This window comes from Curtobacterium sp. UNCCL17, from assembly GCF_000686685.1.
Classification (GTDB): Bacteria; Actinomycetota; Actinomycetes; order Actinomycetales; family Microbacteriaceae; genus Curtobacterium; species Curtobacterium flaccumfaciens.
In genome coordinates, this window is the sequence record NZ_JMLI01000017.1 from 298689 (window position 1) to 312083 (window position 13395).

General features: G+C 72.2%; 9 protein-coding genes and 1 riboswitch. Of the genes, 5 read left to right on the forward strand and 4 right to left on the reverse strand.

The window, feature by feature from the left end; genetic code table 11:
• Positions 1-37: 37 nt before the first annotated feature.
• Complete coding sequence (locus BR70_RS18985; protein WP_035807608.1) at positions 38-832, forward strand: polyprenol monophosphomannose synthase; 795 nt, start codon at positions 38-40, stop codon at positions 830-832.
• A 141-nt stretch (positions 833-973) separates the two neighbouring features.
• Here the strand turns inward: BR70_RS18985 and treZ are convergent, their stop codons facing one another.
• The 3 genes from treZ to glgX are packed head-to-tail and all read right to left on the reverse strand — an operon-like array spanning position 974 to position 7454.
• Entirely contained in the window at positions 974-2728 is a 1755-nt protein-coding gene (treZ, locus tag BR70_RS0101530; RefSeq protein WP_027464633.1) for a malto-oligosyltrehalose trehalohydrolase, read from the reverse strand.
• Complete coding sequence (gene treY, locus BR70_RS0101535) at positions 2725-5226, reverse strand: malto-oligosyltrehalose synthase (RefSeq protein WP_027464634.1); 2502 nt, start codon at positions 5224-5226, stop codon at positions 2725-2727. The genes treZ and treY overlap by 4 nt, the downstream gene beginning before the upstream one ends.
• Positions 5223-7454, reverse strand: coding sequence for a glycogen debranching protein GlgX (glgX, locus tag BR70_RS0101540; protein ID WP_027464635.1), 2232 nt, complete (start codon positions 7452-7454; stop codon positions 5223-5225). The genes treY and glgX overlap by 4 nt, the downstream gene beginning before the upstream one ends.
• A 128-nt stretch (positions 7455-7582) precedes the next feature.
• Between glgX and BR70_RS0101545 the strand changes: the two genes are divergently transcribed.
• The 4 genes from BR70_RS0101545 (at position 7583) to BR70_RS0101560 (ending at position 11898) form a co-directional block, all read left to right on the forward strand.
• Entirely contained in the window at positions 7583-7903 is a 321-nt protein-coding gene (locus BR70_RS0101545) for a hypothetical protein (RefSeq protein ID WP_027464636.1), read from the forward strand.
• Between the two features lie 82 nt (positions 7904-7985).
• A riboswitch (TPP riboswitch) is annotated at positions 7986-8097 on the forward strand.
• Positions 8092-8730 carry an ECF transporter S component gene (locus tag BR70_RS0101550; protein WP_027464637.1) on the forward strand — a complete coding sequence of 213 codons (639 nt, stop codon included), beginning with the start codon at positions 8092-8094 and terminating at the stop codon, positions 8728-8730. It overlaps the preceding riboswitch by 6 nt.
• Before the next feature lie 2 nt (positions 8731-8732).
• Positions 8733-11321: an ATP-binding cassette domain-containing protein gene (locus BR70_RS0101555; RefSeq protein ID WP_197019597.1), complete on the forward strand. Its 2589-nt coding sequence runs from the start codon at positions 8733-8735 to the stop codon at positions 11319-11321.
• A complete protein-coding gene (locus BR70_RS0101560; protein ID WP_231495613.1) occupies positions 11314-11898 on the forward strand; it encodes a nucleoside/nucleotide kinase family protein in 585 nt (194 codons plus the stop codon). Before BR70_RS0101555 ends, BR70_RS0101560 begins: the two co-directional genes overlap by 8 nt.
• A 99-nt stretch (positions 11899-11997) precedes the next feature.
• On the opposite strand, the gene BR70_RS0101565 is transcribed toward BR70_RS0101560, so the two are convergent.
• Complete coding sequence (locus BR70_RS0101565) at positions 11998-13380, reverse strand: MFS transporter (protein ID WP_027464640.1); 1383 nt, start codon at positions 13378-13380, stop codon at positions 11998-12000.
• Positions 13381-13395 lie beyond the last annotated feature (15 nt).

The following is a 13395-nucleotide window of genomic DNA, read 5'->3' on the forward strand; positions in this document are numbered from 1 at the left end:
GCCAGCGATACATTCGACTGCGAGCACGAGGAGCACCATGAGCGAGACCCTGGTCATCATCCCGACCTACGACGAAGCCGAGAACGTCCGGCCGATCGTCGAGCGCACGTTGGCCGCGACCGACGACTCCGTGCACGTGCTCGTCGTCGACGACAACTCACCGGACGGCACCGGCGACATCGCGGACGCCATCGCCCGCGAGACCGATCGGGTGCACGTCATGCACCGCACCGTCAAGGACGGCCTAGGGGGCGCGTACCTGTCCGGCTTCGCGTGGGGCCTGGAACACGGCTACGCCAAGCTCGTCGAGATGGACGCCGACGGCTCCCACCACCCCGAGTACCTGCCGTGGATGCTCGAGCTCGCGGACTCGAACGACCTGGTGCTCGGCTCCCGGTGGATCAAGGGCGGCAAGGTCGAGAACTGGCCCTGGTACCGCCTCCTGCTCTCGCGCGGTGGCAACCTCTACACGCGTCTCGCCCTGGGCATCGCGGTGCGCGACGCCACCGGCGGGTTCCGGGTCTTCACGTCGCGGGCGTTCGAGCGGATCGACCTCGCCGGTGTGGCGTCGAAGGGGTACTGCTTCCAGGTGGACCTGTGCTGGCGTGCCCTCGAGGCGGGTCTGCGGGTCGTGGAGACGCCGATCACCTTCACCGAGCGGGAGTTCGGCGTCTCGAAGATGAGCGGCAACATCGTGCGCGAGAGCCTGGCGCTCGTGACGAAGTGGGGCATCGACCGCCGGATCCGCGAGACCCGGTCCCTGCTCAAGGACCACCGCAAGCTGCCCTCGGTGCGGAAGAACGCGCACGCGGTCTCCGACCACGCCGGCTGAGGCCGGGGACACACGAACGCACGAACGGCGACGGACCCGGTGGGTTCGTCGCCGTTCGTGCGTGCGGAGTTCGTGCGTGCGGAGCTGCGGCTCGCGGTTGGCTCGCGCAGCACGCGGTCGGCTAGCGCAGCACGCGGTTGGCTAGCGCAGCACGACCACGCCGCGGCCGCGGAACCGGACGACGCCGGCATCCACCTCGGTCGCGCCGAAGCCGTAGAGCTCCTCGCCCACGGCGTCGGGCACCGGGACCTCGGCTGCGTCGTCGGCGAAGTTCACCACGACGTGCACCGGAGCCACATCGGGGCCGAGCAGCCCGCGGGTGAGCACCAGCCAACGCCGGTCCTCGCTGAAGCGGACGGCGTTCGCCTCGTAGCGGTGGTCGACGAACGCCTGGTCGGTGCGCCGCAGGGCGATGAGCACCCGGTAGGCACGCAGGATCGCCGCACCGCGCTCCGAGCTGACGTCGGCCCAGTCGAGCTTGGAGTTGGTGAACGTCGTCGGGTCCTGCGGGTCCGGCACCGCTGACTCGTCCCACCCGTGCTCGGCGAACTCGGCGATGCGCCCTTCGGCGGTGGCCTTGCCGAGCTCGGGCTCCGGGTGCGAGGTGAAGAACTGCCACGGTGTCGAGGCCGCGAACTCCTCGCCCATGAACAGCATCGGCGTGAACGGCCCGAGCAGCGTCAGGGCCGCGGCGATCACGAGCCCCTCGTCGTCGAGCGTCGCGGCGAGCCGGTCGCCGGCGGCGCGGTTGCCGATCTGGTCGTGGTTCTGGTTCGCGACGACCAGGGCCGTCGCGGGGGAGGTCCCGCGGTCGATCGGCCGGCCGTGCCGCTTGCCGCGGAACGACGACCAGGTGCCGTCGTGGAAGAAGCCGTCCTCGAGCACCTTCGCCAGCGCCGACAGCGGAGCGAAGTCGGCGTAGTAGCCGTTCGTCTCGCCGGTGAGCGCCACGTGCACGGCGTGGTGGAAGTCGTCCGACCACTGCCCGGCGAGGCCGTACCCGGCGGCCTCGCGCGGGCGGAACATCACCGGGTCGTTGAGGTCGGACTCCGCGATGAGCGACAGCGGACGCCCGATGAAGGACGAGTAGGCGTCGGTCTCGTCGGCCATCGAGGCCAGCACGTGCGGGCGGGTGGTGTCGCGGATCGCGTGCACGGCGTCGAGCCGGAGCCCGTCGACGTGGTGGTCGCGGAACCACATGCGCACGTTGTCGAGCACGTACCGGCGGACCTCGGGGTGCTCGACGTTCACCGAGTCACCCCAGGTGTTGCCGAGCCCGGCCAGCAGGTACGGGCCGTACAGCGGCAGGTAGTTGCCGCTCGGTCCGAGGTGGTTGTAGACGACGTCCTGGATGACCCCGAGCCCCAGCGCGTGCGCGGTGTCGACGAATCGGTCGTAGGCGTCCGGGCCGCCGTACGGGGCGTGCACGGAGAACCAGCCGACCCCGTCGTAGCCCCAGTTCCACTCGCCGTTGACGGCGTTGACGGGGAGCAGCTCGACGAACTCGACCCCGAGCTCGACCAGGTGGTCCAGCTTCTGGGCGGCGGCGTCGAGCGTGCCCTCGGGCGTGTAGGTGCCGACGTGCATCTCGTAGATCACGGCGCCGCGGGCCGGGCGTCCGGTCCACGACTCGTCGGTCCACGCGAACCGTGCGGGGTCGACGACCTCGGACGGGCCGTGCACGCCCTCGGGCTGGTAGCGGCTGCGCGGGTCCGGTCGGACCGCGTCGTCGTCGCCGATGCGGAACCCGTACCGTGCGCCGACGACCGGCATCACGGCGTCGGTGGACCACCAGTCGTCGTCGCCCTTGGTGAGCGGGTACTCGACGTCGTCGACGACGAGCCGGACCAGGTCCGGCTCGGGCGCCCAGACGGCGTAACGGTCAGGTGCGGTCATGCGTGACCCTCCAGGATGTCGATCTCGGCCTGCGCGTCGGTCTCGGTGGCGTCCGGCGTGCGGTCGGCGGCGGGCCGGGAGGCACCGCTCGCGTCGGACACGGCGGTCACCGCGTCGGCGTGGCCGGCTGCACCGACCGCGTCGGCGGGCACGAGCAGCGCGACCGGGTAGGTGGTGAGCAGGTCGGCCAGCGCGATCCCGCGGTCGGCGGGGACGCGTCGGCCGGTGAGCAGGTCGATGCGCTCGACGGGGACAGCGTGCACCAGCGTGTCGCCCCAACCGCCGACCCGGTCGAGGCCGATCGGCAGACGCGTCGCGATCGTCACGGCACCGCCGCGGTCGAACGCGATGACGTGGTCGGCCGCGCTGCCGGTGGCCTCGAGCTCCAGGTACCGGGTGAACAGCTCCGGGCGGTCCCGACGGATGCGCAGTGCGCGGGTCGTGACCAGGAGCTTCGCGGCACCGTCGATGCCGATGGCCGGCAGGTCCTCGGGGCCGTCGTCGTCCGGGCCGTCGAGCTCGGCGAGCACGTGACGCCGCTCGGCGTAGTCGACCGGACGACGGTTGTCGGGGTCGACGAGCGAGCGGTCCCAGAACTCGGTGCCCTGGTAGACGTCGGGAACACCCGGGGCTGTGAGCTGCACGAGCTTCTGGGCGAGGCCGTTCGACCACCCGGCGGCGTCGATCTGCTCGTCGAGGGCGTCGAGCACGGCGACCACGTCCGGGTCGTCGAACGCGGCGTCGACGATCGCGTGCATCTGCTGCTCGAACGCCTCGTCGGGCTCGGTCCAGGTGGTGCTGTCGCCGGCTTCGCGGGAGGCCTTCTCGGCGTACGCGTGCAGACGCTCACGGCTGGCGGGCCGGGCGCCGACGATCGCCTGCCAGAGCAGGTCGGCGAACACGCGGTCCTGCAACGGCACGAGCGACTGCAGACGCTCGAGCGTGGCGGCCCACTCGTCGCCGAGCTCGGCCAGCACGGCGATGCGGGCGCGGGTGTCCTCGCTGCGCTTCGTGTCGTGCGTGGTGAGCGTCGTCATGGTGTGCGGCCAGCTGCCGAGCCGTTCGCGCTGGGCCCGGTGGAAGTCCGCGACCGAGACCGCGAAGACGCTCGGGTCGCCGCCGACCTCGCTCAGGGACGACAGGCGCGAGGTGCGGTAGAACGCCGTGTCCTCGACGCCCTTCGCCATCACCATGCCGCTGGTCTGCTGCAGTCGGACCGCTGCCGCGTTCGTCGGGTCGACGAGTGCCGGTGCGATCCGGTCGATGACGTCGTCGAGGTCCGGGCGGGCCTCGGCGGCACGCTCGAGCGCGGTGATGAGGTGGTGGGCGCCCTCGGGCAGGTACGTGCGGTACACGTCGAACGAGGCCACGATCTCGGCGACCGCGTCGACGATCCGCTCGTGCGTGATCGTCTCCGTCACGGCGCTCGGTGCGAGCAGGCGTGCAAGCCGCTCGACCTCGCTGCCGAGGATGCCGTCCGCGATGCCCCGTCGGGTGTCGTGCGTGAGCTGCTGCCAGTCGGTCGGTTCGGCGCCCGACGCCGCGGTCAGCGCCTGTTCGCCCGCGGTGTCGACGAACACGCGGTCGAGCACCCCGAGGGCGTCGTACCCGGTGGTGCCGTCGACCGGCCACGAACTCGGCAGCTGCTCGCCCGGCTCGAGGATCTTCTCGACGAGGGTGTAGGCCCCGCCGGTCAGCTCCGCCAGGTCCTGCAGGTAGCCCGCCGGGTCGTACAGCCCGTCCGGGTGGTCGATGCGCAGGCCGTCGACGAGTCCGTCGCGGAACCAGCCGCCGATGACCCCGTGCGAGGCCGCGAAGACCTCGGGCTCCTCGACGCGGATCGCCGCGAGGGTGTTCACCGCGAAGAACCGGCGGTAGTTCAGGTCGTGGTCGGCGCGCTTCCAGTGCACGAACGCGTAGTGCTGGCGGTCGTGCACGGTCTCGACGGTGTCGCCGTCGTGCACCGTTCCGGGGGCGGTCGGGTACGCGGTCTCGCCGACGCGGAGCACCGGACGCTCGGCGTCGGACGTGTCGAGCGTGACCGCCTCGAGCAGCCGGTCGTCGAGCACGGGGACGCGGAGCTTGCCGTCGCCGGCTTCCCAGTCCACGTCGAAGGCCCAGGCCACGGGGGAGCCCTGCCCGAGTTCGAGCAGGGACCACCACCACGGGTTCGACTCGGGGGTCGCGACGCCGACGTGGTTCGGCACCACGTCGACGATGACCCCGAGGCCGACGGCGTGCGCGGCCTCGGCCAACGCCCGCATCGCCTGGTCGCCGCCACGGTCGGTGTCGACCCGCGTGTGGTCGACCACGTCGTAGCCGTGGTTCGACCCGGACTCGGCCTGCAGCACCGGCGACAGGTACAGCCAGTCGGCGCCGAGGTCGTGCACGTAGTCGACCAGGTCGCGTGCGGCATCGAGGTCGAAGTCGGCCGAGACCTGCAGCCGGTAGGTCGACGCGGGGACGCGGTTCGCGGCGCCGGGCGTTCCGGCGGTCATCGGGCGGTTCCGCTCGGTGCGGTGGAACCGGCCGGGTTCACCGGTGTGACGGCGTCCTGCGGGGCGTCCGGTTCGGGGGCGCCGTCCTGCTCGGCGTCGACCGGAGTGCTGGTGACCTCGTGGTCGGGCTCGGCACGCAGCACGATCATCGACCGGGCGGGGACGTCGAGCGGGGTACCCGCGTCGAGCACCTCGTCGCGGGCGCCGGGGTCGGCGGTGTCGATCCGGACGGTCCAGCCGGGGGAGTACTCCTCGGGTGGGAGCGTGAAGGTCACGACGTCGTCGTGGGCGTTGAAGTACGTGATGAAGCCGACGTCGGTGACGCGCTCACCACGGGCGTCGCGTCCGCGGATGCCCTCGCCGTTCAGGTACATGCCGACGCTCTTGCCGAAGCCGGAGTCCCAGTCCTCGGGGTCCATCGCGTCGCCCGAGGGGGTCAGCCACACCACGTCGGGCAGCGGCTCTCCCTCGCCACGTCGGACCGGGCGGCCGTTGAAGTACCGGGTCCGGCGGAACGTGGGGTGGTCGTGCCGCAGCTTCACCACGTCGGCGGTGAACTGGATGAGGTCCTCGTCCGCGCTGTCCCAGTCGATCCAGCTGAGCTCGGAGTCCTGCGCGTAGACGTTGTTGTTGCCGGACTGCGACCGGCCGAGCTCGTCGCCGTGCGCGATCATCGGCACACCCTGGCTCAGGAGCAGGGTCGCCAGGAAGTTCCGGCGACGCTGCAGCCGCAGGGCGTTCACGGCCTCGTCGTCGGTCGGGCCCTCGGCTCCGGAGTTCCACGACCGGTTGTGGCTCTCGCCGTCGTTGTTGTCCTCGCCGTTGGCCTCGTTGTGCTTCTCGTTGTAGGCCACCAGGTCGTACAGCGTGAAGCCGTCGTGCGCGGTGATGAAGTTGATGCTCGCCTTGGGCGTGCGGCCGTCGTGCTCGTACAGGTCGGCCGAGCCGGAGATCCGCGAGGCGAACTCGCCGAGCGTCGACGACTCGCCGCGCCAGAAGTCACGGACGGTGTCGCGGTACTTGCCGTTCCACTCGGACCACTGGGGCGGGAAGTTGCCGACCTGGTAGCCACCGGGGCCGACGTCCCACGGCTCGGCGATCAGCTTGACCTGCGACACGATCGGGTCCTGCTGCACCAGTTCGAAGAAGGCCGACAGCCGGTCGACCTCGTAGAACTCGCGAGCCAGCGCCGAGGCGAGGTCGAAGCGGAACCCGTCGACGTGCATCTCGGTCACCCAGTAGCGGAGCGAGTCGAGGATGAGCTGCAGCGAGTGCGGGTGCCCGACGTTGAGCGAGTTCCCGGTGCCCGTGTAGTCCATGTAGAACTTCTTGTCGTCGTCGACCAGGCGGTAGTAGGCCGCGTTGTCGATGCCGCGGAACGACAGCGTCGGGCCGAGGTGGTTGCCCTCGGCGGTGTGGTTGTAGACGACGTCGAGGACGACCTCGATGCCGGCGCGGTGCAGCTCGCGCACCATCGTCTTGAACTCCTGGACCTGCTGGCCCTGGTCGCCCGACGACGAGTACGCCGAGTGCGGCGCGAAGAAGCCGATGGTGTTGTAGCCCCAGTAGTTCGACAGCCCCTTGTCCTGCAGGGTCGAGTCGTTCACGAACTGGTGCACCGGCATGAGCTCGAGCGTGGTGACGCCGAGACGCTGCAGGTGATCGATGACCGCCGGGTGGGCGACGCCGGCGTAGGTGCCGCGCTGCTCTTCCGGCACGTCGGGGTGGGTCTCGGTGAGTCCCTTGACGTGTGCTTCGTAGATGACGGTCTCGCCGTACGGCGTGCGCGGCGGACGGTCCCCCTGCCAGTCGAAGAAGGGGTTGATCACGACGCCCTTCATCATGTGCGACGCGGAGTCCTCGTCGTTGGTCGAGTCCGGGTCGCCGAACGTGTACGAGAAGAGCGACTGGTCCCAGTCGATCTCGCCGCTTGTCGCCTTGGCGTACGGGTCGAGCAGGAGCTTCGACGGGTTGCAGCGCGCGCCGGAGTCCGGGTCGTACGGGCCGTGCACGCGGAAGCCGTACTGCTGCCCGGGGCCGATGTTGGGGAGGTACGCGTGCCAGACGTAGGCGTCCACCTCGAGCAGGCGGACGCATTCTTCGTTGCCGTCGGAATCGAACAGACAGAGTTCGACGCGCTCGGCGACCTCGGAGAACAGCGCGAAGTTCGTGCCGCTCCCGTCGTAGGTCGCCCCGAGCGGGTACGGGTTTCCGGGCCAGGTGTGCAAACGGTCCTCCAGGTGTGGGTGCGGCCAACATATCGGCGGCGCTCGTCCGCGTCCGCAGACAAGCCCCAGCTGTGGATGCCCACGGCGCCCCGCGGCCTGTGGAGGAACGGACGAGTAGCGTCGCGCGCATGGCCAACATCGTCTCGAAGATCGCAGACCAGGTCCGCCCGCTCGGGGTCTCCACGAACTACGGAGAACCCGTCGAGGTCGGCGACCAGACCCTCATCCCCGTGTCCGTCAGCTGGTTCGGCTTCGGAGGTGGCGGGGACGACGAGAACGGTGGCGGCGGTGGCGGCGGCCTGTCGGCCCCCGTCGGCGCCTACGTCCGCCGCCCGGGCAAGGACCTCGTGTTCGAGCCGAACCCGATCTCGCTGATCGTCGTCGGCATCCCCTTCGTGTGGGTGGCCGGGCGTGTCCTCCGCAAGCTGGTGCGCGCGCTCAAGAAGTGAGCACCTGACGCAACGGGAGCCCCGTGGCGACGCCGCCACGGGCCTCCCGTCCGTCACGCGGTCGCGACCGCGTCTAGACTGCTGGCACACACACGGGAGTCCGGGACCGCCGGGCTGAGAGGGAGCGATCGGCGCTCCGACCGTCGAACCTGATCCGGATCATGCCGGCGCAGGGAGGAGTCAGCAGCATGCCTTCAGGCACGTCCACAACCGTCACCACCGCTCCGCGGCGATCGCTGCGTTGGCGGGTCGTCGACATCGTCGTCGCGAGTGTCCTCGCGGTGGCCCTCGGAGTCGTCTTCCGGCTCTGGGAGTTCGGCTACGAACCCATCAGCGCCGTCATGGACCTCGTGCTCCCCGGCACGAAGGCCCTGTTCGGCGGGGTCTGGCTGCTCGCCGGACCGATCGTCGCGATCGTCGTCCGCAAGCCCGGCGCCGCGCTCTACGGCGAGATGGTCGCCGCCTCGGTCGAGGCGTTGTTCGGCACCCAGTGGGGATGGCTCACGCTCGAGGCCGGGCTCGTCCAGGGTCTCGGCGCCGAGATCGTCCTCGCGCTGTTCCTGTACCGCGTCTACCGCCTGCCGGTCGTCGTGCTCGCCGGTGCCGCGGCCGGACTCGCGCTCGGCATCAACGACACCGTCCTCTGGTACCCGGGGCTCGACGTCGCCTTCAAGGTCGTCTACGTGATCTGTGCGGTCATCTCCGGTGCCGTGATCGCGGGGGCGGGCTCGTGGCTGATCGTCCGGGCTCTCGCCCGCACCGGGGTGCTGTCGTCCTTCGCGGCCGGCCGTGAGCACAGCCGCCGCGAGCCCCGCGCCCTGGTGTGACCGTGCGCGCTCCGTCGGCGACGTCCCCTTCCACCGGCGGCGACGCCGGCGCAGGTGCTGGCGTCCGCGGGGCGCGGATCGTGTTCCGTGGCTGGGGCTGGCGGTACCCGGAGCGAGACGCCTGGGCCGTCCGTGACGTCCACCTGACCGTCGAGCCGGGGGAGCGGGTCGCCGTCGTCGGGCCGTCCGGTGCCGGCAAGTCGACGCTCCTGCGAGCGGTGGCCGGCGTGCTGCCCGACGAGCCCGACGCCACCGACGACACCGCTGCTTCGGTGCAGGGGACACTCCTGGTCGACGAGGCCGACCCCCGCGCGGTCCGCGGGCGTGTCGGTCTCGTCATGCAGGACCCCGAGGCACACACCGTGATGTCCCGCGTCGGCGACGATGTGGCCTTCGGCTGCGAGAACGCCGGCGTCCCCCGCGACGAGACCTGGGACCGGGTGCGGACGGCGCTCGACGTCGTCGGCCTCGACCTGCCGCTCGACCGTTCCACCGCGCAGCTGTCCGGTGGGCAGCGGCAGCGGTTGGCGCTCGCGGGCGTGCTCGCGATGCGGCCGGGTGCGCTCGTGCTCGACGAACCCTGCGCGAACCTCGACCCGGACGGCGTGGCGCAGGTGCACGACGCCGTCCGGGCACTGCTCGACGAGACCGGGGCGACGCTGCTCGTGGTGGAGCACCGGATCGGCACCTGGCTGGACCTGGTCGATCGGCTCGTGCTGCTCGAACCAGGCGGCGGCGTGGTCGCGGACGGCCCGCCGGCCCGGGTGCTGGCGGACCACGGCGAGGCGCTCACGGCGGCCGGGGTCTGGGTGCCCGGTGCCGAGCCGGCGCGTGGTTCGGCTCGGCAGCTGCGGCGTGCGCGCGGACGAGCGGGCGAAATGCCCGGGACGTCCAGCGGGGCGACCGCGGCATTCCGCCCGCTCGGCGAGGGAGAGCGCGGCGCGGCGGCGGTGCTGCTCGAAGCCCGGGGGCTCGGCACGGCACGGGGGAAGCAAGCGGTCGGGAACGGCATCGACCTCGGGCTCCGGGCAGGGCAGGTCCTCGCGGTCACCGGCCCGAACGGCGTCGGCAAGTCGACGCTCGGGCTCACCCTCGCGGGCCTGCTGGCACCGGCCGCCGGCGAGCTCGACGCCACCGACACGCTCGCCGACGGTCTCGGCGCAGCGCCGCACACCTGGACGAGCCGCCAACTCGCCGCCCGGATCGGCACGGTGTTCCAGGACCCCGAGCACCAGTTCGTCGCCCGCTCCGTCCGCGAGGAGATCGAGGCCGGCCCCCGAGCACTCGATGCGCCTGACGCCGCCGAACGAGCCACCGCGCTGCTCGACGAGTTCGGGCTGGCACACCTGGCCGACGCCAACCCCTTCACCCTGTCCGGGGGCGAACAACGACGACTCGCGATCGCCTCGGTCATCGCCGCCCGGCCGCCGGTCGTCGTGCTCGACGAACCGACCTCCGGGCAGGACCGAGCCACGTGGCAGGCCGTCGTCGGGCGGCTCGGGGCCCTGGCTGACGATGGCACCTCGGTGGTGGCGGTCACCCACGACCGCGACCTCGTCCGGGCACTCGACGCCGACGAGGTCGTGCTCGGGCCGGACGGCGCCCGGACCGTCGGGCGCGACCGGGGGCCGTCGGTCGCGACCGCCCCGGAGACGGGACCGACAGCCGGACGCTGCCCCGGGCCTCCAGACCGGACCGACACGGACGACCGGACGGACGCGGCGGACGCGGCGGACGCGGCGGACGCGGCGGATGCGGCGGACGCGGCGGACGCGGCGGATGCGGCGGACGCGGCGGACGGAACCGACGAAACGGACCCGGCGCGACGACCGCTGCAGGCCCGCGCGACCGGCATCCCCGGCGTCCAGCCGGTCGCCTCCCTGATCGGTGTGCTCGCCCTCGGCGTCTGCCTGGTGCTCAGCCTCGACGTCGTCTCCGCCGCCGTCGCCCTGGCGCTCGAACTCGCTCTGCTGCCGCTCCTGCGCCTGCCGGTCCGGACCCTGCTGCTCCGACTCGCACCGGTGCTCGTCGCGGTGCCGCTGACGGCGGTGAGCATCGCGCTGTACGGCAGGCCCTCGGGTCGGGAGTGGTTCGACCTCGGGTTCGCGCACGTCACCGACGGGTCGCTCACGCTCGCGCTGGCGACGGCACTCCGGGTCCTCGCGGTGGGCGTGCCGGCCATCGCGCTCTTCGTACGGGTCGACCCGACCGACCTGGCCGACGGGCTCGCGCAGGTGCTCCGGCTGCCCGCGCGGTTCGTGCTCGGAGCGCTCGCCGCCGTCCGGATGATGACCTTGCTCGTCGACGACTGGCGACAGCTCGCGATGGCCAGGCGTGCCCGAGGACTCGCCGACTCCGGGCGGCTCCGCCGCGGAGCGACCATGGCGTTCGCGCTGCTCGTGCTCGCGTTGCGCCGGGCGACGACGTTGGCGGTGGCGATGGAGTCACGGGGGTTCGGTGCTCCCGGACGGCGGACCTGGGCGCGGGTCGCACGGTTCGCCGGGCCGGAGTGGGCGATAGTGGCGGTGCTGGTCGGCATCGGCGTGGTGTCGATCGCCGTCGCGGTGAGCGTCGGGACGTGGCGTGCCTGACGCGACGCCTGCCGCCGGCACGACGGACGGCGAGCGCGCGACGGGTACGACCGCCGGTGATCTCGCCCCCGGCCTGGCCGCTGCTGCCGCCGGTGTCGCCGCTGCCACGGGTCGGCGCGCCGTCGTGCTCATCGACGGCCGGTCCGGCACGGGCAAGACCACCCTCGGAGCACAGGTCGCAGAGCAGCTCGGTGCGCAGCTCGTGCACCTGGACGACCTGTACCCCGGGTGGGACGGCCTGCGTGCGGCTGCCGATGCCGTGGTGACGGACGTCCTCGGAGCGCCGAGCGGGTTCCGACGCTGGGACTGGGCGGCCGACGCGCCCACGGACTGGGCGTCGGTCGACCCCGACCTGCCGATCGTGGTCGAGGGGTGCGGGGCGTTGTCCCGGGCGTCGGCACCGCTGGCGTCCCTGCGGGTGTGGCTCGAGGCCGACGACGCCGTGCGGTGGGACCGGGCGATCGGCCGCGACGGCGAGGTCTTCGCGCGCGAGTGGGACCGCTGGGCCGCGCAGGAACAGGCCTTCATCGCCGCCGAGGACCCGGCCGCCCTGGCCGACGTGGTCCTGCGGACGTAGGGCGCCGGCCCGCGTTGCCTTGCGGCGAGCACCGAGGTTTCGCGCTCAGCGACACCTCACGGCCTCCGGAAGGCGAGAACTGTCGCCCAGCGCGAAACGTCAGCCCGCAGCGCCCGCACCCGCGCCCGCCGCACCCGCGCCCGCCCGCGCCTCCCGCCGCGCCACCGCCCGCGGATCCACCGCGAACACCGCCGCCACGATCGTCAGCACCGCGTACACCCCGAGGTACCCGCACAGGATCCACGGCGACCCGCCCCCGAGCTGCACGAACACCGCGGCCAGCAGCGGCGTCAGCCCCACCGAGAAGATCGACCCGATCTGGTACCCGAGCGACATCCCCGAGTACCGCCGGCCGGTCGGGAACTGCTCCGCGAACCAGGCCGCCTGCGGCCCGTAGATGCTGTCGTGGAACACGCACATCCCGATCAGCGCCACGAGCGGCAGCAGCACGAGCGGCCCGGCGTCGAGGAACGCGAAGAACGGCCAGATGAGCACCGCGATGCCCACCGCCGACCAGATCGTCAGCACCCGCCGCCCGACCCGGTCCGACAGCCACCCCCAGAACGGCGTCGACACGAGCGACACCGCCGAGATCACGAGCACGGCTTGCAGCCCCGCGTCCGAGCCCGATGGCCCGCGCACGTTGCCGAGGTAGGTCAGCGAGTACGTCGTCAGGACCGAGTACAGCGCCGGCTGCACGAGGCGCAGACCCGCCGTCACCAGGATCGACCGCGGGTGCTGCCGGATCGCCTGCCACACCGGGAACCGTTCGACCCCACCTGAGGCGCGCAGCTCCTGGAACACCGGGGCGTCCTGCACACCGAGCCGGATCACGAGCCCGACCGCCACGATCACCGCCGAGAACAGGAACGGCAGCCGCCAGCCCCAGGCCAGGAACGCCTCGGTGCCGAGCAGGGACCGCACGAGCGTGAAGACCCCGGTCGCCAGGAGCATCCCACCGGCCGACCCCATCTGCGTGAACGCCCCGAACAGCCCCCGGTGCCGCTCCGGCGCGTGCTCGACGGACAGCAGTGCCGAGCCGCCCCACTCCGCGCCGGCCGCGACGCCCTGCAGCAGCCGAAGGAACACGAGGGCCACGACGGCACCGACCCCGATGGTCGCGGCGGACGGGATGACCCCGATCAACGTGGACGCGATGCCCATCAGCACCAGCGACGCGACGAGCAGCTTCTTCCGCCCGATCCGGTCACCCAGGTGGCCGGCGATCACACCGCCGAGCGGCCGCGCCACGAACCCGACGCCGTAGGTCGCGAACGACGCGATGACCCCGACGGCCGGCGTCACGGACGGGAAGAACGTCGGTGCGAACACCAGCGCCGAGGCCGTCGCGTAGAGGTAGAAGTCGTAGTACTCGACGGTCGTCCCGACGAACGACGCGAGGGCGACCCGACGACGGGTCGCGGTGGTCGACGGTGCGGCGGGACGGCCTGGAGGCGCGGTGACGGTGGTCTGGCTCGGCATGCCTCAGGAGCATGG